The following is a 20678-nucleotide window of genomic DNA, read 5'->3' on the forward strand; positions in this document are numbered from 1 at the left end:
AGCGTGACACTGGTACATGGGTATCACGCTTGCACCATGGGCGTCAGCGGTCGCGGAGGGCCTCCTCGATCGTGCGCATGACCTCCTCCAGAGGGGCGTCCGTGCGGGCCACGGTCACGAGGACCTCGCCGTGGGCGGAGGCCGTCGCGGCGGCCGGTTCCGGGGCCATGGAGCGGCCGGCGCCGATGCCGGTGCCGAAGGTCTTGCGGACGATGGCGAACGCGTGGTCGAGCTGGGTCTCCACGTCGCCCTGGCCGCCGGAGCGGAGCCAGCGGCGCAGGACGTGGTTGTGGGCGGTGACGACCGCGGACGCGGCCACCTCCGCGAGCAGCGGGTCGTCGTTGCCGTCGTCGACATGGGCGTGCTCGTCGAAGTGGCCCAGCAGATAACGGGTGAAGAGGCGCTCGTAGCGGGCCACGGAGGCGATCTCCGCCTCGCGCAGGGTGGGGACCTCACGGGTCAGCTTGTAGCGGGCGACGGAGATCTCCGGCCGCGCCGCGTACATCTTCATGACTTCCTTGATGCCCCGGCACACCGTGTCGAGCGGGTGCTCGTGCGGCGGTGCCGCGTTGAGCACGGCCTCCGCGCGGATCAGCGTGTCGTCGTGGTCCGGGAAGATCGCCTCTTCCTTGGAGCGGAAGTGGCGGAAGAAGGTGCGGCGGGCGACACCGGCCGCCGCCGCGATCTCGTCGACGGTGGTCGCCTCGTACCCCTTGGTCGAGAACAGCTCCATGGCCGCGGCCGCCAGTTCCCGGCGCATCTTGAGCCGTTGGGCGGCGGCGCGACTGCCCGCGGCACTCTCCGGCGCGTCGGGCGTAGCTGGTGTACGTGAGGACTTGGCGGGCTGGGACATGCCCCGAACGTACTGCATCCGCGCAGGAGAGTGCGCAGGTCCACCGATCCCCCCGCCCCGCGCGGGCGGGGGAGTACGGGTGCCGGAGGGCACGGACCGGCCGCCCGGGGAGAGCAGTCCGCCCCAGTCCGTGCCCTCGTGGAACCAGTCGCCCGGCCGCTCAGCGCTTGGCATATTCGCGGAAGCCGCGGCCGGTCTTGCGGCCGAGGCAGCCCGCGGCCACCAGATGCTCCAGCAGCGGCGCGGGGGCGAGCCCCGGGTCGCGGAACTCGCGGTGCAGGACCTTCTCGATGGCCAGCGAGACGTCCAGCCCCACCACGTCCAGCAGTTCGAACGGACCCATCGGGTAGCCGCCGCCCAGCTTCATCGCCGCGTCGATGTCGTCCAGCGTCGCGTAGTGCTCCTCCACCATCTTGATCGCGTTGTTCAGGTACGGGAACAGCAGCGCGTTCACGATGAACCCGGCCCGGTCGCCGCAGTCCACCGGGTGCTTGCGGATGGCGCCGCACAGCTCGCGGACGGTGGCGTGGACGTCCTCGGCCGTCAGGACCGTGCGGACCACCTCGACCAGCTTCATCGCCGGCGCGGGGTTGAAGAAGTGCATCCCGATCACGTCCTGCGGGCGCGAGGTCGCGCGGGCGCAGGCCACGACGGGCAGCGAGGACGTGGTGGTGGCGAGGATCGCCCCCGGCTTGCAGACCTTGTCGAAGGTCGCGAACAGCTGCCGCTTGACCTCCAGGTCCTCCGCGACGGCCTCCAGCGCCAGGTCGACGTCCGCGAACGCGTCGTACGAGCCCGCCGGGGTGATCCGGTCCAGGGTCTCGGCGGCGGCCTCGACCGTCATCCGGCCCTTGTCGACCGACCGCGACAGCGACTTGCCGATACGGGCCTTGGCGGCCTGCGCCTTCTCCTCGGTGCGCGCGGCCAGGACGACCTCGTAGCCGGCCTTGGCGAACACCTCGGCGATCCCGGACGCCATGGTCCCGGACCCCGCCACCCCGACCGAGCGGACCGTGCGCCCGGGGACCGTGGCGACCCCCTCCAGCGGCGTCAGCGCGTCCCGCACGACGGTGGCGGAGCCGGGCGCCTCGTAGGTGTAGAAGCCGCGCCCCGACTTGCGGCCCGTCAGGCCCGCCTCGCTGAGCTGCTTGAGGATCGGCGCCGGCGCGTGCAGCCGGTCGTGCGAGGCCGCGTACATGGCGTCCAGCACCGTACGGGCGGTGTCGACGCCGATCAGGTCGAGCAGCGCCAGCGGGCCCATCGGCAGACCGCAGCCGAGCCGCATCGCCGCGTCGATGTCCTCGCGGGAGGCGTACTTGGCCTCGTACATCGCGGCGGCCTGGTTGAGGTAGCCGAACAGCAGCCCGTCGGCGACGAATCCGGGCCGGTCGCCGACCGCGACGGGCTCCTTGCCCAGGTCGAGCGCGAGGTTCGTGACGGCGGTGACGGCCTGCGGCGCGGTCAGCACCGAGGAGACCACCTCGACCAGCCTCATCGCGGGCGCCGGGTTGAAGAAGTGCAGCCCCAGCACCCGCTCGGGGTGCGCGGAGTCGGCCGCCAGCCGGGTGACCGAGAGGGCGTTGGTGCCGGTGGCGAGCACCGTCTCGGGACGCACGATCGCGTCCAGCTCCCGGAAGAGCTGCTGCTTGATGTCGTACGACTCCGGGACGACCTCGATCACCAGGTCGGCGTCGGCGGCGGCCCGCAGGTCGGTGAAGGTGCGGAAGCGGGCGAGGGCGTCACCGCGTTCCCGCTCGGTGATCCGCCCGCGTGCCACGGCACGCTCCGTCGAGGACTCCAGCGCCGCGACGGCACGGGCGGCGGCCGCCTCGCTGATGTCGATGCCGATGACCTCGCGGCCGGCCCGGGCCAGCACCTCGGCGATGCCGGTGCCCATGGTGCCGAGGCCGATGACGGCGATCGTGGTGAGAGGGGACTGCGGGGACAGGGGCGAGTCGGAAAGGGGAGTGGCCATCGCGGGACTCCAGGGATGAGGGTGACGACTGAGGAAGCGCCCGGGTACGCCGACGAGGGCGCGACCAGCGCGTGGAGTGCGGGTGCTGCCGGGCTGCGAGCGCACACGCCCGGTGCCGCCGCCGTGGGCGTGCACACGCCCAGGGGGAACGGCTGAACCGACCGGCCCTGTCCCGAGGCCGCGTCGCACTGCGGTACTGCGTACCGAACCGACTGCGCTCACGACGGCCGCGTCACCAGACCGTCGAAGCGAATACGAGTGGGTCACTCGCTCGTCTGAGCTTAACCGGTGGGTAACGAGCGCGCCAGCCCCCGTCTTTGTGATGTAGGTCCCTGACGGCGGGCCCCGCCCGTAATCTCGACGGTATGGACGAAGCGTTGCGATCGCTCACGGAGCGTGTGCGGAACGAGTCGGGCGGATCGGCCGGCTGCGAACGGCTCCTCGCCACCGAGGACACCGACGAGCTGGCCTCCGTGCTCACCGCGCCCGGACAGCCCTTGTGGGCGCGCGAGGTGGCCGCCTTCCGGCTCGGGGCGGCGGGGGACCGGCGGGCCTTCGAGGCGCTCGTCCTGCTCCTCAACCACCGCGACCCGCCCCGCTGCGCCTCGGCGGCGTACGCGCTGGCCCGGCTCGGCGACCCGCGCACCGCCCGCGCGGCCGCCGCCCTCGCCACCAACGAACTGCGCGTCGCCTACGCCCTGCACCCGGTCCGGCTGCTCGTCGAGCTCCGCGCGCCCGAGGCCGTGCCCGCACTGATCACCACCCTCGAACGCCGGCTCACCCCGCACGACCCCTACCGCCGGGTGGCCCTCGCCTGCGTGGAGGGCCTCGGGGCGCTGGGCGACACCCGGGCCAGACGGGTCCTCAGCGAGGCGCTCGCCCACCCGGCGCTGGCGGAGGCCGCGGTGCACGCCCTGGCCAGGATCCCGAGACAGCGCTGACGCCCGGCGGGGGCGCCGCCCCCGGGTGTGCGCGGACCGGCGCCGCTCAGGGAGTGTTCTCGCCGGGCCCCAGCCTGAGGGCGTACCGCAGCTCCGGTATCTCCACCCCGTCCACCTCGAAGGTGCCCTCGACGCCGTCCGGCGCGAAGCCGTGCTGCTCGTAGAAGCGGCCGGCCCGGGTGTTCTCCTTGAACACCCACAGGAACACCCGGGGGTACCCGGCGGCCCGGCAGCGGTCGAGCGAGGTCCGCAGCAGCGCCCCGCCGACGCCGCCGCCGAGATGACCCGGCCGTACGTAGATCGCGTACAACTCGGCGTCCCCGGTGCGGATGTCGCCCTCCCGGTACGGCCCGTACGCCGCCCAGCCGAGCGCCTCCCCGGCGCGCTCGGCGACCAGGTTCACCACCGGGTTGCCGGCCTTGAGGAGCATTCCGCGCCGCATCTCCGCGTCCTCGGCCACGTCCAGCCCGTCGAGGTACGACCGTGGGACGAGCCCCGCGTACGCCGTGCGCCAGCCGTCGACCCGGATCTCGGCGACGGCACGGCAGTCGGTCAGGGCCATGTGCCGGACCCGGAGGTCATGAAGATCATCCATGGGGGCACCCTAGGCGGGCCGACGCTCGGGGGGCGGGGATTTTCCCCGCTCCCCGAGGGGTCGCCGGGGTCGGGTCAGCCGCGGAAGCCCAGCAGGCCGTGGAGGGTCGAGCCGCGTGACGCGGCGGACGCGGCCTTGCCCTTGCGCGGCTTGGGGTCCGGCTGCTTCTTGCACACCGCGTCGGCCTCACCGGTGCCGCGCGGCACCGTGCCGTCGGTCAGATAGGCGGCCAGATGCCGGTCCAGACAGGCGTTCCCGCTCAGCGAGATGCCGTGGTTCCCGCCGCCCTGCTCGACCACCAGGCTGGAGCCGCGCAGCAGGTGATGGGTCATGACACCGCCCTCGTACGGGGTGGCGGCGTCGTCGGTGGCCTGGAGGATCAGGACCGGTGGCAGCGCGTCGTTGGAGACGTCCACGGGGTTCAGGGACGCCGTGGGCCAGAACGCGCACGGCGCGTTGTACCAGGCGTTGTTCCAGGTCATGAAGGGCGCCTTCTCGTACACCCCCCAGTTGTCGTCACGCCACCGGTCCCAGTCGCGCGGCCAGTGCGCGTCACGGCACTGCACCGCGGTGTAGACGCTGTAGCCGTTGACGCCCGCGGAGTCGACGGCGGCGAAGTTCTCGTACGCCTCGACCAGCGGGTCGTCGTCCTTCTTCTTCACGAACGCCGCGAACGCGGCGGCCAGGTCGGGCCAGTAGCCGTTGTAGTACCCGCCGGGCATGAAGGTGTCCTCCAGTTCGGAGGCGCCCACCTTGCCGTCCGCGGGCTTCCTGGCCAGCGCCGACCGCATCGCGTACCACTTGCCCTCGACCTTCCGCGGATCGGCGCCGAGCCGGTAGGTCCCGTTGTGCCTGGCGATCCAGGCCATCAGCGCCCGGTGGCGGTCGTCGAACGCGTGGTCCTGCCGGAGGTTGTTCTCGTACCAGACCCCGGTGGGGTCGACGACCGAGTCCAGCACCGCGCGCCGTACCCGGTGGGGGAAGAGCTTGGCGTACACGGCGCCCAGATAGGTGCCGTACGAGTACCCGAAGTAGTTGATCTTCTTCGCGCCGAGCGCCGCGCGGATGGCGTCGATGTCCTCGGCAGCGCTGACCGTGTCGATGTACGGCAGCACGTCCCCGTACTTCGCGGCGCACGCCCGGGCGAAGTCCTCGGCGCGCTTCAGATTCGCCTTCTCCGTCTTGCCGGTGACCGGCAGGGAGTTGGGGCGCACCGGCGCGAACTGGGCCGGCCGGCAGTTCAGGGCGGGCCTGCTGGCGCCGACGCCGCGCGGGTCGAAGCCGATGACGTCGTACCGCGCGGCCACCTTCTTCGGCAGGGAGGTGGCGACGTAGCCGGCCAGGGTGAGTCCGCTGCCGCCGGGGCCACCGGGGTTGACCAGCAGCGGTCCCTGGTACTTCTTCGCGGTGTGCCGCACGCGCGACAGGGCGAGCGTGATCTTCCTGCCCCGCGGGTCGGCGTGGTTCAGCGGCACCTTCAGGGAGGCGCACTGGAGGGTCGGATACGCGCTGGTGGCGCACTTCTTCCAGGAGAGCTTCGCCACCGGGGCGGCCGCGGAGCCGCCGCTCGCGTCGGCGGGGACCGCCGTGACCATCCCGGCCAGCACGGCGGCGGCACCGCACAGGGCGGTCGCGCGTTTCTTCATCTGTCAGGTCTCCCAGGACGGAGGATGCCGAGCCGTGCACACCACGGCCTTTGGTCGCATCGTCCCGGAATGAGGGCACGGAAGAACCCGGTCTGTCACATCTTGACCCGATCGGTGATGAAGGAGCGCCCGGATGACCCCCAACCGGTCGGGGATGTTCTTTCAGAGAAGCGTCAGTTGGGTGGGTGTCGTGTCCGGCGCCTGCTCCGCCGGGTCGGGCTCGGGCGGTGTGAGCCTCCTCGGCAACCCCGCGCGCCGGGGCCCCATGCCGAACTCCTCGGCCAGTTCGTGGACCTGACGGGTCACCTGCCGCTGGTACCACTTCGGGGCGTACGCCCCCTCCGCGTACAGCCGCTCGTAACGCCGTACGAGATGGGGGTGATGGCGCTCCAGCCAGGCCATGTACCACTCGCGCGCGCCCGGCCGCAGATGCAGCACCAGCGGTGTCACGGAGGTCGCCCCGGAGGCCGCGATCGCCCGGACGGTGTCGCGCAGCCGGTCCGGGTGGTCGCTGAGGAAGGGGAGCACGGGGGCCATCAGCACCCCGCAGCCGATGCCGTGGTCGGTGAAGGCCCGCACGATGTCCAGGCGGCGCTCCGGTGCCGGTGTGCCCGGCTCGACCGTGCGCCACAGCTCCTGGTCGGTGAAGCCGACGGAGACGGAGATGCCCACCTCGGTGACCTCGGCGGCCTGTCGGACGAGGTCCAGGTCGCGCAGGATCAGCGTGCCCTTGGTCAGGATCGAGAAGGGGTTCGCGTGGTCGCGCAGGGCGGCGATGATGCCCGGCATCAGCCGGTAGCGGCCCTCGGCGCGCTGGTAGCAGTCCACGTTGGTGCCCATCGCGATGTGCTCGCCGCGCCAGCGCGGTGAGGCCAGCTGGCGGCGCAGCAGCTCGGGCGCGTTGACCTTCACCACGATCTGGGAGTCGAAGTCGTGGCCCGTGTCCAGGTCCAGGTAGCTGTGGGTCCGGCGGGCGAAGCAGTAGACGCACGCGTGCGTGCAGCCCCGATAGGGGTTCACCGTCCATTCGAACGGCATCCGGGAGGCCCCCGGGACCCGGTTCACGATCGATTTCGCCCGGATCTCGTGGAAGGTCATGCCCCGGAACTCGGGTGTGTCGAAGGTGCGCGTCGTCACCGCTTCCGCGCCGAACAGCGCGGCGTCCCGGGCCGTGGCGGGGTTCTCGGCCAGATGGTCCCAGCGCATGGACGCCTCCTCGGTTGCTCTGACCTCAGAATAGAACACACGTTCCCATGATCGTGCGAATGGGCTTTCGAACATCGTGTGAAGGTCTCGCCGGGAGGGATCCACCGCGGGCCGCCCGCCGCCCTTGCGGCACCCCGATTTGGGCCGTCCGGCCGGGTGGTGGTTGGCTTTCCGCACATCCCCGAGTTACCAAGTGCTGGAGGAAGTGCAATGGCGCAGGTCGAGGCCACGACGGAACGAGTCGTCGCGGCGGACGCGGAGACGGTGTTCGACACCCTGGCCGACTACAGCGGCACGCGCGGGAAGCTCCTGCCCGAGCACTTCAGCGAGTACGAGGTGCGCGAGGGCGGCGACGGCGAGGGCACCCTCGTGCACTGGCGGCTCCAGGCCACCAGCAAGCGCGTCCGCGACTGCCTCCTGGAGGTCACCGAGCCCTCCGACGGCGAGCTCGTCGAGAAGGACCGCAACTCCTCCATGGTCACCGTCTGGCGGGTCACCCCGGCCGGCGAGGGCAGCTCCCGCGTCGTCGTCACCACCACCTGGCAGGGCGCCGGCGGCATCGGCGGCTTCTTCGAGCGGACCTTCGCCCCCAAGGGCCTCGGCCGGATCTACGACGCCATCCTCGCGAACCTCGCCACCGAGGTCGAGAAGTAGGCGTCCCGAAGCACCCCACCGCCCCGCCGCCCCCGCGGCCCGGTTCAACGGGCGGCACACCGGCGTCCCTTGCGCCCCTCACCGGTTCGAGTGGATCTCCGTCGCGCTCCCCGGGACGCCGTAACTCGTGGCCCTTACCGGCAGTTGCCGCTTGACGCGGGAACTGTGCGGTAGGTGCCACGAGGGGAGCGGTACGGATGAGCGCGACCACACTGCTGAAGGACGAACCGGCCAGCACCCCCGCGCCGTCGCCGCCCGCCGCGCCCCCACCGCTCGGCGGCGGCCGCGTCCGCTCTGTGTTCTGTGCCCTCCTGCTCGTGCTGCTCCTCGCCGCGCTGGAGCAGATGACCGTGGCCGTCGCGCTGCCGCGGCTCGCCGGTGAACTGCACGCCCGGGACCGGATGTCCTGGGTGATCACCGCGTATCTGCTCGCGGCCACCGTCACGCTGCCGGTCCACGGGAGGCTCGGCGAGCTGTACGGCCGCAAGGGCGTCTTCCAGTTCGCCCTCGTCGTCTTCCTGGCCGGGTCGGCCCTCGCCGGCTGGTCCCGCACCATGGACCAGCTCATCGCGTTCCGCGCCCTCCAGGGCGTCGGCGCGGGCGGTCTGATGACCGGCGTCCAGGCGATCGTCGCCGACATCGTGCCGGAGCGGCACCGCGGCCGCTATCTCGGCGCGGTCGGCGCCGTGTTCGGCCTCGCCTCCGTCACCGGCCCGCTCCTCGGCGGCTACCTCACCGACCAGCTCTCCTGGCGGTGGTGCTTCTACGCCAACGTGCCCCCCGGCCTGCTCGCCCTCGCCGTCGTCACCTTCGCGCTGAAGTCGCCGCGGAGGGAGCCCCGCAGGCCCCGGCGGCGGCTCGACGCGGTCGGCGCGCTGCTGCTCGCCGTCGCCTCGACCTGCCTGGTGCTGGCCGCCGGCCGGGGCGGCACGGCCCACGCGTGGGACTCCCGGGTCGTCCTCGGGCTCGGCGCCGGCGCGGTCGCGGCGACCGTCCTCCTCCTCGTCGTCGAACGGTTCGCGGCCCATCCCCTCATCCCCCTGCGGCTGTTCCGGGACCCGGTCTTCGTCGTCACCGGGCTCGTCGGACCGGCCATCGGCGCCGCGCTCTTCGGGGCGGCCGGTTACCTCCCGGCCTGGCTTCAGCTGGCCGACGGCGCCTCCGCGACCGAGGCGGGCGTCCTCATGCTGCCGATGACGGCCGGCATCGTCGCCGCGTCGGTCGTCTCCGGCCGGCTCATCGGCCTCACCGGGCACTACCGGACCTACCCGGTCCTCGGCAGTGCCCTGGCCGCCGCCGGGACGTGGCTGCTCTCCCGACTGGAGCCCGACACGCCCCGGCTGCACTTCGGCCTCTGGACGGCCCTGCTGGGCGCGGGCATCGGCATGGTGATGCCGGTCCTGGTCCTCGCCGTGCAGCACTCCGCGCGCCCCCAGGACGTCGGCACCGCCACCCACGCGAGCAACTACCTCCGGCAACTGGGCGGAAGCGTGGCCGTCGCCCTCCTCGGCACGCTGCTGACAGCCCGGCTCGCCGACCGCCTGCCCGCCCCCGCGGACGGCGGACCCGACCCCCGGTTCCTCACCGCCGGGCCCGTCCACGAGCTGCCCGCCCCGCTGCGCGCCGCGTACGCCGAGGGCTGGGCCGATGTCCTGCCGCGCCTCTTCCTGTATCTGGCGCCGGTGCTCGTCCTCGGGCTCCTCGTCGCCCTCTTCCTCAAGGGCGACCCGCTGGTCCCGCAGGACGAGATGCCTGAGGGGGCAGTCCCCGACGAGCCGGTCCCCGACGCCCCCATGCCTCCCGTCCCCGGCCCGCGGGACCGCTCGGCCCACGACCCCGGCGCCGCCCCGGCCGCCCCCGGGGTCCCGCTGTGGGGCACGGTGCGCCACCAGGACGGCACCGTCGTGCCGCGGGCCGCGCTCACCCTCATCGACGCCGTCGGCCGGCAGACGGGGCGCGGCGGCAGTGGCGAGGACGGGACGTACGCGCTGTCCACGCCCGGACCGGGGCCCTACGTGCTGATCGCGGCGGCCGGCGGCCACCAGCCGCAGGCGGTGAGCGTGACCGTCGGGGAAGGCCCCGTCGAGGTCGACATCGTGCTCGGCGGCGTCGGGCGGCTCACCGGGACCGTGCGCACGTCGGACGGCCGGCCGGTGGGCGACGCGACCGTCACCCTCACCGATGTGCACGGCGAGGTCGTGGTGACCACCCGCAGCGGCGCGCTCGGCGAGTACGCCGTCAGCGATCTGCGGGCCGGCGAGTACACCCTCGCCGCGGGCGCCCACTCCCACCGCCCCTCCGCGCTGCCCGTCACCGTCCGGGCCGCCGGCGAGACCCGGCAGGACATCGAACTCGCCGGGGGTGCCGTGCTGAAGGGCACGGTCCGCGCCGGTGGTGGCCGCCCCGTCGAGGACGCGCGGGTCACCCTCCTCGACGCCGCGGGCAACGTTGTCGACACGCTCACCACCGGCGCCGACGGCACCTTCCGGTTCGACGACCTGTCCGTCGGCGAGTACACGGTGATCGCGACGGGGTATCCGCCGGTCGCGACGGTCCTGCGGGTCGATGGCGGCGACCGGACGGTACGGGACCTGCACCTGGGGCACGCGGACTGAGACGCGGGGCTCGTGACGAGGGACCGGCGCCGATCGGGGCCCCGGGCCGGCCGCCCCGGCCTGACGGGGTGCGACGCGCGGGCGGGACGGCGGTTGGCGACTCCGGCTGGACCCAGGCCGCAGGCAGGGCGGGCGTCCGGGCCGGCCACCGGCGCCGGTGGCGCCCCTCGGCGTCGGCCCCTGGGCCGCAGGGGCCACGCGTGTCCCAGGGGCACGCGGGTCGAGGGCGTGCGCGTCGAAGGGGCGTACGCGTCGAGGGGGCGCTGAACCCGTGCCTGTCCGTGCGCCGGAGGCTCCAGGTGGTCAATTCCCGTATTGCCAGACCTCGCGACGCTACGCCGCCGTACGGTAGTGAAGGCGCCGCAGATCTTGCGAGCCGGCGAGCCGTGGAAGAAAGGGCCTTGGCCATGGACCGTGGCACCGACACGGGCGCGAACACCGGCCACGGAGCGGGGGACGACGCGCTGGGGCGGACCGCGGCCGGCCGTGTCCCGTTGGCCGTGGTCGTCCTCGACCGCGGCGGACTCGTGTCGCACTGGAGCACCGGAGCCCGGCGGCTGTTCGGCACGGCCAAGGAGGAGGCGGTGGGCCGCCCCGCCCTGGACCTGCTCCCGGTGTCCGGAGCCCTCCCCGAGGAGGACGACACCCCGTCCCACGCCGCGTACGGCCCCTACGACGGACTCGGCCCCGACCTGGAGTCCTCCCTCGACGGGCAGCTCTGCTACCCGTCGGCCGGACGGGCCCGGCTCACCGTGCCCGAGGACGACCACGACGCGACCAGCGCCGCCGAGGCCCCCGGGCAGGGGCACGGCACCCGGATCGACGTCCTGTGGTGGGCCTACCCGCTCGTCGGGCCCGGCCCGGGACGCCTGCTGGTGCTGGCCGCCGACGCCGAGGCACTGCGGGGACACCACGACGGGGTCGCCGTCGAGCGCATCGCGCCCGGTTTCGCCCTCCACACCGACTTCCCCGGCGCCGAGGAACTCGCCCGCCGCCTCCCCGAGATCCTGCCGAGCATGAGCGTCGACGACAGCGCCCGCATCGTCGCGCAGGTCCTCGAACTGGGCTACCCCGTCCTGGAGTTCAGCCAGAACGACCGGGTGCCCGTGACCCCCGACTGGGGCGTGCCCCGGCGCACGGAACGGCGAAGGCGCCGCGAACGCGCCGCGCGCGCCGTCGCCGAGGGGCTGCCCGTGCCGGAAGAGCTGAAGGACGAGGGCGAGGACCTCGAGTACGCCGCCGTACGGGAGCGCCTGGAGTTCCTGAACGAGGTGAGCGGACGCATCGGCACCTCCCTCGATCTGTCCCGCACGATCATCGAGGTCAGCAAGGCCGTCGTCCCCCGCTTCACCGATGTCGCCGGCACCTATCTGCGCGAGCAGGTCGTCGCCGGTGAGGGCTTCCCCGAAGGTGTGCCCGACACGACCACCATGTGGCACCGGGTGGCCCTGGAACACACGGACGAACCCGGCCGCTGGGACGACGTCGTCCCCGTCGGCGAGGCCATGCCGTTCCCCGCGCACACCCCGTTCTTCCAGTGCATGACCACCGGCGAACCCGTCCTCGTCCCCCGGATCAGCGAGCAGATGGGGCACGCGATCGCCGCGCAGTTCGAGAAGCGCGACATCCGGCCGCTGATCACGGGCCGCTCCATGCTGATCGTGCCGCTGAAGGCCCGCAACGTGGTGCTCGGCTTCATGATCCTGCTGCGTCACCCGCAGCGCGAGGTCTTCGACGACATGGACCGCGTCACCGGCGCCGAACTCGCCGCCCGCGCCGGGCTCGTCCTCGACAACGCCCGCATGTACACATACCAGGAGAACGTCGCCGAGACGCTCCAGGACAGCATGCTGCCCACCATCGAGGCCCACCGGACGGGCTGCGACATCGCCACCCGCTATCTGCCCGGCACCCTGCTCGGCCGGGTCGGCGGTGACTGGTTCGACTCGGTGAAACTCCCCGGTGCCCGCACCGCCCTCGTCGTCGGCGACGTCATGGGGCACGGACTCAACTCGGCGGCGATGATGGGCCAGTTGCGCACCGCCGTGCAGACCATGGCGGCCCTCGACCTGCCGCCGGCGCAGCTGCTGCGCAACCTCGACGACCTCGCCCAGCGCCTCGGCGACACCTACCTCGCGACCTGCCTGTACGCCGTCTACGACCCGATCGCGGGCGAGCTGCACCTCGCCAACGCCGGCCACATCCCGCCCGTGCTGGTCCGCGCGGTGGACGGCCGCAGCGAACTGCTCGACCTGCCCACCGGCGCGCCCATCGGGGTCGGCGGAGTGCCCTTCGAGGCGGTACGCGTCCGCGTGGAACCCGGCGACCGGCTCGTGATGTGCACCGACGGGCTGGTGGAGATGCGCGGCGTGGACATCGGTGTCGGTCTGGCGACGCTCTGCGAGTCCGCCGCGCACCCGGCCGCCTCCATGGACGCGGCCTGCGACACCATCATCCGCGCCCTCAACACCCGGGGCGGCCGCAAGGACGACGTGGCCCTGCTGATGGCCCGTCTCAACGGCGTCGAACCGGAGGACGTCGCCGAGTGGCGTCTCGCCTCCGACCCCGTCGAGGTGGGCCGCGCCCGCGCCGCCGTCCGTGAACAGCTGTACGTCTGGGGGCTCCAGCCGCTCACGGACACCGCCGAGCTGCTGGCCGGCGAGCTGGTCACCAACGCCGTACGCCATGCGAGGGGCCGCCGTGTCGAACTGCGGCTCGTCCGGGGCGACGCCCTGCTCTGCGAGGTCTACGACGAGGACCACACCCTGCCGACGCTGCTGAGCACCGGCCCCGCCGACGAGTACGGCCGGGGACTGCGCGTCCTCAGCACCCTCGCCCGTGAGTGGGGCACGAGCCGGACCGGCGGCGGCAAGACGGTCTGGTTCGAACTGACCCTCCCGCGCCGCCGCTGACGGACGGCGGGAGCCGCGGGCGGTCAGGGCCCTTCCGATGGCCGGGAGGCGCGGACCGCACATGACCGCCGAGCCGGTGTTCCCCCTGGGGCGCGGGGAACGCGGGTACGCGCGCGGGGCGGGGCGCGTGTGTGCGATCCGGATGCGGGGTGAAGGTACCGCCCCGAGTGCTTGTCCCCGCGTGACTGGCGCGGTAGACCGTTCTGGGCCACCCGTCCGGGGGACCCGCGGCCGCATCCAGGGGGGTTGGGCATGAGCGTGACGAGTCGGTACCGGGACGCCTGGGACGGGTTCTGGCGTGAGGCCCCGGACGGGGCGGGAGCCGTGTTCTGGGACGCCGAGCCCGCCCGGACCTCCGCCGTCCACCTGGCCCTCTTCGAGCCGCACCTCACCGCACTGGACCTGCCCATGGTGGACCTCGGCTGCGGCAACGGCACCCAGACCCGCTACCTCGCCGACCGCTTCGCCCGCGTCGTCGGCACGGACCTCTCGGCCGCCGCCCTCGACCACGCCCGCCGCGCCGACCCCGACGGCCGGGCCGACTACCGGCTGCTCGACGCGGCCGACAAGGCGGACGCCGACGCCCTGCGCGCGGATCTCGGCGACGCCAACGTCTATCTGCGCGGCGTCCTCCACCAGTGCGAGCCCGAGGACCGACAGCGACTCGTCGAGACCGTCGCCACGCTGGTGGGGGAGCGCGGCCGGGCCTTCCTCGTCGAACTCTCCGAGGCCGCCAAGCCCGTGCTCATGGGCCTGGCCGGCGGTCCCGCGGGCCCGCCCGCGAAGCTCGCCCCCGTCTTCCGCCACGGCATCGCCCCCGCCGAGGTCAGCGACGCCGGGGTGCCCGAGTATCTGCGCACGGCCGGGCTCACGGTCCTCGCCGACGGCGAGCTGCCCCTCGTCACCGCCGAGCACACGCCCGACGGCACCCGGATCGAACTGCCGTCGAGGTGGTACGTGGCCGGCCGGGTCTGAGACGGGAAGCCGCACGTCCGACGGGACTCGTCGCCGCGCCCGTCCGGGGCGGCGCGTAACGTGAGGCGTCATGAAGATCCTCATCAGTGCGGACATGGAGGGCGCCACCGGTGTCACGTGGCCCGCCGACGTGCTGCCGGGTACCCCGCAGTGGGAGCGGTGCCGGGTGATGTTCACCTCCGACGTGAACGCCGCCGTGCTCGGCTTCCTCGACGGCGGCGCCGACGAGGTGCTGATCAACGAGGCGCACTGGACGATGCGCAACCTGCTCCTGGAGCAGCTCGACGAGCGGGCGCAGATGCTCACCGGCCGGCACAAGGCGCTGTCCATGGTGGAGGGCGTGCAGCACGGCGACGTCGACGGCATCGCCTTCGTCGGCTACCACGCGGGCGCCGGCATGGAGGGCGTCCTCGCCCACACCTACCTCGCGAACTCCATCACCGGCGTGTGGGTCGACGGCGTACGGGCCAGCGAAGGGCTGCTGAACGCGCGGGTGGTCGCCGAGTTCGGGGTGCCGGTGGTGCTGGTGACCGGTGACGACGTGGCGTGCGAGGACGCCCTCGGGTACGCGCCGGGCGCGCTCAAGGTCGCGGTCAAGGACCATGTGTCCCGGTACGCGGCCGTGTGCCGCACCCCGGCGCGGACCGCCGCCGACATCCGCGCGGCGGCGAAGGAGGCCGCGTCGCTCGCGGTCCGGCACGAACCGGTGCGGGGCGGGCCCTTCACCGTGGCGCTGGAGTTCGACGCCGAGCACCTCGCGATGGCCGCGACCGTCGTACCGGGCGTGACCCGCACCGGCGAACGCAAGATCGCGTACACCAGCCCGACCATGTACGAGGGCATCCGTACCTTCAAGGCGGTCACGACGATCGTCTCGGCCGCGATGGAGGAGACCTATGGCTGAGCGGACGGCACCTGTGGACGAACAGGCGCTCGACGAGGTCGTCCGGTTCACCTCCGACCTCATCCGCATCGACACCACCAACCGCGGCGGCGGCGACTGCCGGGAGCGGCCCGCCGCCGAGTACGCCGCCGCGCGGCTCGCCGAGGCCGGGCTGGAGCCCACCCTGCTGGAGCGCACCGAGGGCCGTACGAACGTCGTCGCCCGGATCGAGGGCACCGACCCCTCGGCGGACGCGCTGCTCGTCCACGGTCACCTCGACGTGGTGCCCGCGCGGGCGGAGGACTGGAGTGTGCACCCGTTCTCCGGGGAGATCCGCGACGGGGTGGTCTGGGGCCGGGGCGCGGTCGACATGAAGAACATGGACGCGATGATCCTCGCGGCCGTACGCCAGTGGGCCCGCCACGGTGTACGACCCCGCCGCGACATCGTGATCGCGTTCACCGCCGACGAGGAGGCCAGCGCCGAGGACGGCTCCGGGTTCCTCGCCGACCGGCACCCGGGCCTCTTCGAGGGCTGCACCGAGGGCATCAGCGAGTCCGGGGCGTTCACCTTCCACGACGGAGCCGGCCGGCAGCTCTACCCGATCGCCGCCGGGGAGCGCGGCACCGGCTGGCTGAAGCTCACCGCGCGCGGCAGGGCCGGTCACGGCTCCAAGGTGAACCGGGACAACGCGGTGACCCGGCTGGCGGCGGCGATCGCCCGGATCGGCGCCCACGAGTGGCCCCTGCGGCTCACCCCGACCGTGCGCGCCGCCCTGACCGAGCTCGCCGCGCTGTACGGCATCGACGCCGCGCTCGACGACCCCGAGGGCGTCGACCGGCTGCTGGAGAAGCTCGGCCCGGCCGCCGCCCTGGTCGAACCGACCGTGCGCAACAGCGCCAACCCGACCATGCTCGACGCCGGCTACAAGATCAATGTGATCCCGGGGGAGGCCGTCGGCCATGTGGACGGGCGGTACGTCCCCGGCGGCGAGGACGAGTTCCGCGAGACCCTGGACCGGCTCACCGGACCCCATGTCGACTGGGAGTTCGAGCACCGCGAGGTGGCCCTCCGGGCGCCGGTCGACTCGGTGACGTACGCGCGGATGCGGGCCGCCGTCGAGGAGTTCGCTCCCGAGGGCCACGTCGTGCCGTACTGCATGGCCGGCGGCACGGACGCCAAGCAGTTCTCGCGCCTCGGGATCACCGGCTACGGCTTCGCGCCGCTGAAGCTCCCCGAGGGCTTCGACTACGCGGCCCTCTTCCACGGCGTCGACGAACGCGTCCCGGTGGAGGCACTCCACTTCGGTGTCCGGGTACTCGACCGCTTCCTCAGGACGGCCTAGCGTCACCGGGCCGCGTTCGGGCGGACGACGGGAAGGTGACGACGGGGCCTAGGAAGCGGCTGCCCGGGGAAGGCACAGACGGGGGACGAAGGGAGATGGGGGACAAGGTGCAGACCCTGGCGTACGGTTCATGGCCCTCTCCGATCGACGCGGAGCTCGCGGCCGCCCACGACGGGCGCCCCGAGTTCGCGGGGTTCGTCGGCGACGAGGCGTGGTGGACCGAACCACGGCCCACCGAGGGCGGCAGACGCACCCTCGTACGGCGGACCTCCGACGGCACGGAGGAGTCGGTGCTGCCCGCGCCGTGGAACGTGCGCAGCCGCGTCATGGAGTACGGCGGGCACCCGTGGGCCGGCGTCCCACGGGACACCGGGCCGCTGGTGGTGTTCGTGAACTTCGCCGACCAGCGCCTCTACCGGTACGAGCCCGGCGGGGAGCCCGTCGCCCTCACGCCCGTGTCCCCGGTCGGCGGCGGGCTGCGCTGGGCGGATCCGCAGCTCCACCCCGAGCGGGACGAGGTGTGGTGCGTCCTGGAGGAGTTCACCGGGGAGGGGCCCGCCGACGTTCGGCGGGTCGTCGCCGCGGTGCCGCTGGACGGTTCGGCTGCCGAGGACCGCGACGCCGTCCGCGAGCTCTCCGACGGCGCCCACCGGTTCGTCACCGGGCCCCGGATCTCACCCGACGGCCGGCGCGCCGCGTGGCTCGCCTGGGACCATCCCCGCATGCCCTGGGACGGCACCGAACTGATCGTCGCCGACCTCGCCGACGACGGCACGCTGCGGGGCGCGCGGACCGTCGAGGGCGGCCCCGACGAGTCGATCGCCCAGGTCGAGTGGGCCGCCGACGGCACCCTCGTGCACTCCAGCGACCGCACCGGCTACTGGAACCTGTACCGGCGCGAGCACGACGGCCGCAACACACCGCTGTGCGCCCGCGAGGAGGAGTTCGGCGGGCCGCTGTGGAGGATCGGCCTGCGCTGGTTCGCCCTGCTGGAGAGCGGACTCATCGCCGTCGTGCACGGCCGGGGCGCCACCGCGCTCGGCATCCTCGACCCCGTGACCGGCCAGATCACGGACGCGGCCGGCCCCTGGACCGAGTTCGCCCCCTCACTCGCCACCCACGGAGGCCGGGTGCTCGGCATCGGCGCCAGCCCGCGCAGCGCCTACGAGGTCGTCGAACTCGACACCGGCCCCGCGGACTCCGGCGCGGCCGGCACCCTCGCCGGCCGCGCCCGGGTCGTCGGGGCCGCGCACCACGACCCGGTCGACCCAGCCCACTACCCCGAACCCCAGATCCGCACCTTCCTCGGCCCCGCCGGACGCGAGATCCACGCGCACGTCTACCCGCCCCACAACCCCGGCTGCCTCGCCCCCGGCACCGAACTGCCGCCCTACGTCGTCTGGGCGCACGGCGGACCCACCAGCCGCGCGCCCCTGGTCCTCGACCTGACCATCGCGTACTTCACCTCGCGCGGCATCGGCGTCGCCGAGGTCAACTACGGGGGGTCCACCGGCTACGGGCGGGAGTACCGCAACCGGCTGCGCGAGCAGTGGGGCGTCGTCGACGTCGAGGACTGCGCGGCCGTCGCCCTCGCCCTCGCCGACGAGGGCACCGCCGACCGTTCCCGGCTCGCCATCCGGGGTGGCAGCGCGGGCGGCTGGACCACGGCCGTCTCCCTCACCACGACCGACGTCTACGCCTGCGGAACCATCCTGTACCCGGTCCTTGACCTCACCCAGTGGGGGTCGGGAGAGACCCACGACTTCGAGTCGCGGTATCTGGACACGCTCGTCGGGCCGCCCGCCGAGGAGCCGATGCGCTACGCGGAGCGGTCCCCCGCCGAGCACGCCGACCGGATCACCGCTCCCTTCCTGCTGCTCCAGGGCCTCGACGACGTGATCTGCCCGCCCACGCAGTGCGAGCGGTTCCTGGCCAGGATGGAGGGGCGGCCGGTGCCGCACGCGTACATCGCCTTCGAGGGCGAGGGGCACGGATTCCGGCGGGCGGAGACGATGGTCCGGGTGCTGGAGGCGGAGCTTTCGCTGTACGCGCAGGTCTTCGGGTTGAATCCTCCTGGAATCCCTACCCTGGAGCTCGCCAAGTGACCACACCCCCGCCGATCCGCCCCCCGGCCCCCGCCGTGACCCCGCTGACCCGGCCCGCCCGCCTCGTGCCCGGCGCCCGGGTGGCCGTCGTCGCCCCCAGCGGGCCGGTGCCCGAGGAGCGGCTCAGCGCGGGGCTGGACCTCCTGCGCGGCTGGGACCTCGACCCCGTCGTCGCACCGCACACACTCGACCGGCATCCCGACTTCGACTATCTCGCGGGCACCGACGCCGACCGGGCCGCCGACTTCCAGGCCGCCTGGTGCGACCCGTCCGTGGCCGCCGTCGTGTGCGCCCGCGGCGGCTACGGAACGCAGCGGATGGCCGACCTGCTCGACTGGGACGCCGTCCGCGCGGCCGGGCCGAAGATCCTCGTCGGGTTCAGCGACATCACCGCCCTCCACGAGGCCTTCGCCACCCGGGCCGGGCTGGTCACCCTGCACGGTCCGATGGCCGCCGGTGTCGACTTCCTCAAGAACACCCGCGCGCAGGACCATCTGCGGGCCACCCTCTTCGCCCCCGAGTCGGTGCGCACGATCACCGCCGCGCACAGCACCGCCCTCGTCCCCGGCCGGGCGCGGGGCGTCCTGCTCGGCGGCTGCCTCTGCCTGCTCGCCGCGGAACTCGGCAACCCCTACGCCCGGCCGGGCGCGCGGGGTGCCCTGGTCTGCCTGGAGGACGTCGGCGAGGAGACCTACCGTCTCGACCGCTATCTGACCCAGCTGCTGCGGGCCGGCTGGTTCGACGGCGTCGCCGGGGTCCTCCTCGGCTCCTGGGCCCAGTGCGAGCCGTACGAGGGGGTCCGGGCCCTGCTCGTGGACCGCCTCGGCGGACTCGGGGTGCCGACGGTGGAGGAGTTCGGTTTCGGCCACTGCGACGGCGCGCTGACCGTCCCGTTCGGTGTGACGGCCGAACTGGACGCGGACGCGGGCACGCTGACGCTGGACGAGCCGGCGCTGCTCTGATCCGGCGCCGCCGCGAGGCGCTCCCGCCGGGCGGGGAGCGCCGCCGCGTCGCATCCTGGTCGTATGAGCCCGAAGACCACCGCGTCGGACCGAGGCAGGGGCAGGGGCCGTGCACGCGGGCACCGGCAGTGGGGTGACATGCTGACGCCCGGCAGGGTCACCGTCGGCCTGCTCGGCCTGCTCGCCCTCGTCTTCATCTTCGAGAACACCCGGAACACCAAGATCCGGCTGCTGTTCCCCGAGGTCACGATGCCGCTGTGGCTGGCGCTGCTCGGGACGGCGCTGATCGGAGCGGTGTGCGGGGCGTACTGGGCGTACTTCGTCAGACGCCATTGAGACGACCGCCGGCACCTGGGACCCGGGCCGGGCGGCGGGCGCGGGGCGGCGCGGCGTACCGTGGCCGGGTGTCCGAGAACGTCCGCCACCTCGCCGTGGGCCCCCGTGTGGGCATACGGCACTTCACCCTCGACGACGGCCCCGAGTTCCTCGCGCGGGCGCGGGAGAGCCGGGACCTGCACCGCCCGTGGATCTTTCCGCCCACCACGCCCGTCGCGTACGCCACCTACGCGGGGCGGCTCATCGAGGACCCCACGAAGGCCGGGTTCCTGGTGTGCGAGCGGGACGGCGGGGCGATCGCCGGGTTCATCAACATCAACAACATCGTGGAGGGCGCCTTCCAGTGCGGCGCCCTCGGCTACGGGGCCTTCGCCCACGCCGCCGGACGGGGGCTGATGGGGGAAGGGCTCGGGCTGGTCGTCGAGTACGCGTTCACCGCCCTGGGACTGCACCGGCTGGAGATCAACGTGCAGCCCGGCAACGCCGCCTCCATCGCCCTGGCCCGGCGCTGCGGGTTCCGGCTGGAGGGCTTCTCACCCGACTTCCTGTTCATCGACGGGGCGTGGCGGGACCACGAGCGGTGGGCGCTCACCACGCGGATGCGGTCCGACGATCTGGCCAACCGCCCCTGAAATTCACTACGTTGCCGTCGACCCACTGTGTGCACGAGGGAGC

Annotated in this window: 16 protein-coding genes; 11 read left to right on the top strand and 5 right to left on the bottom strand. The window is 73.3% G+C overall.

The features are described 5' to 3' along the window. Window positions 1-43 precede the first annotated feature (43 nt). The gene (locus tag SMA5143A_RS03755; protein WP_258193273.1) at window positions 44-853 is read right to left on the bottom strand and encodes a TetR family transcriptional regulator; all 810 of its coding nucleotides are present in this window, start codon (window positions 851-853) and stop codon (window positions 44-46) included. A gap of 160 nt (window positions 854-1013) precedes the next feature. Continuing rightward, complete coding sequence (locus SMA5143A_RS03760) at window positions 1014-2828, bottom strand: 3-hydroxyacyl-CoA dehydrogenase family protein (RefSeq protein WP_107461418.1); 1815 nt, start codon at window positions 2826-2828, stop codon at window positions 1014-1016. 365 nt (window positions 2829-3193) lie between these two features. Between SMA5143A_RS03760 and SMA5143A_RS03765 the strand changes: the two genes are divergently transcribed. After that, window positions 3194-3769 carry an adenylosuccinate lyase gene (locus tag SMA5143A_RS03765; RefSeq protein WP_107461420.1) on the top strand — a complete coding sequence of 192 codons (576 nt, stop codon included), beginning with the start codon at window positions 3194-3196 and terminating at the stop codon, window positions 3767-3769. Window positions 3770-3815: 46 nt separating this feature from the next. Here SMA5143A_RS03765 and SMA5143A_RS03770 read toward each other — a convergent pair whose 3' ends face one another. From SMA5143A_RS03770 to SMA5143A_RS03780, 3 genes are all read right to left on the bottom strand, one after another. Continuing rightward, on the bottom strand, window positions 3816-4364 hold the full coding sequence (locus SMA5143A_RS03770) for a GNAT family N-acetyltransferase (protein WP_107461422.1): 549 nt from the start codon (window positions 4362-4364) through the stop codon (window positions 3816-3818). Window positions 4365-4438: 74 nt separating this feature from the next. Beyond that, window positions 4439-6010, bottom strand: coding sequence for an alpha/beta hydrolase (locus SMA5143A_RS03775; RefSeq protein WP_107461424.1), 1572 nt, complete (start codon window positions 6008-6010; stop codon window positions 4439-4441). Between the two features lie 162 nt (window positions 6011-6172). Next, entirely contained in the window at window positions 6173-7216 is a 1044-nt protein-coding gene (locus tag SMA5143A_RS03780) for an Rv2578c family radical SAM protein (protein ID WP_107461426.1), read from the bottom strand. Between the two features lie 210 nt (window positions 7217-7426). Here SMA5143A_RS03780 and SMA5143A_RS03785 point away from each other — a divergent pair, with 210 nt between their 5' ends. From SMA5143A_RS03785 to SMA5143A_RS03830, 10 genes are all read left to right on the top strand, one after another. Then, window positions 7427-7870: an SRPBCC family protein gene (locus tag SMA5143A_RS03785; RefSeq protein ID WP_055513323.1), complete on the top strand. Its 444-nt coding sequence runs from the start codon at window positions 7427-7429 to the stop codon at window positions 7868-7870. A 197-nt stretch (window positions 7871-8067) separates the two neighbouring features. Further along, complete coding sequence (locus SMA5143A_RS03790) at window positions 8068-10485, top strand: MFS transporter (protein WP_107461428.1); 2418 nt, start codon at window positions 8068-8070, stop codon at window positions 10483-10485. A 407-nt stretch (window positions 10486-10892) separates the two neighbouring features. Next, the gene (locus tag SMA5143A_RS03795; RefSeq protein ID WP_107461429.1) at window positions 10893-13397 is read left to right on the top strand and encodes an ATP-binding SpoIIE family protein phosphatase; all 2505 of its coding nucleotides are present in this window, start codon (window positions 10893-10895) and stop codon (window positions 13395-13397) included. Window positions 13398-13649: 252 nt separating this feature from the next. Further along, on the top strand, window positions 13650-14372 hold the full coding sequence (locus tag SMA5143A_RS03800) for a class I SAM-dependent methyltransferase (RefSeq protein WP_107461431.1): 723 nt from the start codon (window positions 13650-13652) through the stop codon (window positions 14370-14372). Between the two features lie 70 nt (window positions 14373-14442). Next, a complete protein-coding gene (locus tag SMA5143A_RS03805) occupies window positions 14443-15276 on the top strand; it encodes a M55 family metallopeptidase (RefSeq protein ID WP_107461432.1) in 834 nt (277 codons plus the stop codon). Beyond that, on the top strand, window positions 15269-16600 hold the full coding sequence (locus SMA5143A_RS03810) for a M20/M25/M40 family metallo-hydrolase (protein ID WP_107461434.1): 1332 nt from the start codon (window positions 15269-15271) through the stop codon (window positions 16598-16600). The genes SMA5143A_RS03805 and SMA5143A_RS03810 overlap by 8 nt, the downstream gene beginning before the upstream one ends. A gap of 95 nt (window positions 16601-16695) precedes the next feature. Beyond that, the gene (locus SMA5143A_RS03815; protein ID WP_107461435.1) at window positions 16696-18705 is read left to right on the top strand and encodes a dipeptidyl-peptidase 5; all 2010 of its coding nucleotides are present in this window, start codon (window positions 16696-16698) and stop codon (window positions 18703-18705) included. A gap of 35 nt (window positions 18706-18740) precedes the next feature. Next, window positions 18741-19667, top strand: coding sequence for a S66 peptidase family protein (locus tag SMA5143A_RS03820; RefSeq protein ID WP_107461594.1), 927 nt, complete (start codon window positions 18741-18743; stop codon window positions 19665-19667). Window positions 19668-19730: 63 nt separating this feature from the next. After that, window positions 19731-20003, top strand: coding sequence for a LapA family protein (locus tag SMA5143A_RS03825; protein ID WP_107461437.1), 273 nt, complete (start codon window positions 19731-19733; stop codon window positions 20001-20003). Between the two features lie 68 nt (window positions 20004-20071). Beyond that, a complete protein-coding gene (locus SMA5143A_RS03830; RefSeq protein WP_107461439.1) occupies window positions 20072-20635 on the top strand; it encodes a GNAT family N-acetyltransferase in 564 nt (187 codons plus the stop codon). Window positions 20636-20678: the final 43 nt, after the last annotated feature.

Source organism: Streptomyces sp. MA5143a, from assembly GCF_900290235.1.
In the GTDB taxonomy this organism is placed as follows: domain Bacteria; phylum Actinomycetota; class Actinomycetes; order Streptomycetales; family Streptomycetaceae; genus Streptomyces.

What these genes read in the sequence shown, in the direction of transcription:
- SMA5143A_RS03790 (WP_107461428.1), top strand. Translation starts at nt 8,068, where the DNA reads ATGAGCGCGACCACACTGCTGAAGGACGAACCGGCCAGCACCCCCGCG.
- SMA5143A_RS03780 (WP_107461426.1), bottom strand. Translation starts at nt 7,216, where the DNA reads ATGCGCTGGGACCATCTGGCCGAGAACCCCGCCACGGCCCGGGACGCC.
- SMA5143A_RS03825 (WP_107461437.1), top strand. Translation starts at nt 19,731, where the DNA reads ATGAGCCCGAAGACCACCGCGTCGGACCGAGGCAGGGGCAGGGGCCGT.
- SMA5143A_RS03800 (WP_107461431.1), top strand. Translation starts at nt 13,650, where the DNA reads ATGAGCGTGACGAGTCGGTACCGGGACGCCTGGGACGGGTTCTGGCGT.
- SMA5143A_RS03770 (WP_107461422.1), bottom strand. Translation starts at nt 4,364, where the DNA reads ATGGATGATCTTCATGACCTCCGGGTCCGGCACATGGCCCTGACCGAC.
- SMA5143A_RS03775 (WP_107461424.1), bottom strand. Translation starts at nt 6,010, where the DNA reads ATGAAGAAACGCGCGACCGCCCTGTGCGGTGCCGCCGCCGTGCTGGCC.
- SMA5143A_RS03785 (WP_055513323.1), top strand. Translation starts at nt 7,427, where the DNA reads ATGGCGCAGGTCGAGGCCACGACGGAACGAGTCGTCGCGGCGGACGCG.
- SMA5143A_RS03815 (WP_107461435.1), top strand. Translation starts at nt 16,696, where the DNA reads ATGGGGGACAAGGTGCAGACCCTGGCGTACGGTTCATGGCCCTCTCCG.
- SMA5143A_RS03760 (WP_107461418.1), bottom strand. Translation starts at nt 2,828, where the DNA reads ATGGCCACTCCCCTTTCCGACTCGCCCCTGTCCCCGCAGTCCCCTCTC.
- SMA5143A_RS03755 (WP_258193273.1), bottom strand. Translation starts at nt 853, where the DNA reads ATGTCCCAGCCCGCCAAGTCCTCACGTACACCAGCTACGCCCGACGCG.
- SMA5143A_RS03805 (WP_107461432.1), top strand. Translation starts at nt 14,443, where the DNA reads ATGAAGATCCTCATCAGTGCGGACATGGAGGGCGCCACCGGTGTCACG.
- SMA5143A_RS03765 (WP_107461420.1), top strand. Translation starts at nt 3,194, where the DNA reads ATGGACGAAGCGTTGCGATCGCTCACGGAGCGTGTGCGGAACGAGTCG.
- SMA5143A_RS03810 (WP_107461434.1), top strand. Translation starts at nt 15,269, where the DNA reads ATGGCTGAGCGGACGGCACCTGTGGACGAACAGGCGCTCGACGAGGTC.
- SMA5143A_RS03795 (WP_107461429.1), top strand. Translation starts at nt 10,893, where the DNA reads ATGGACCGTGGCACCGACACGGGCGCGAACACCGGCCACGGAGCGGGG.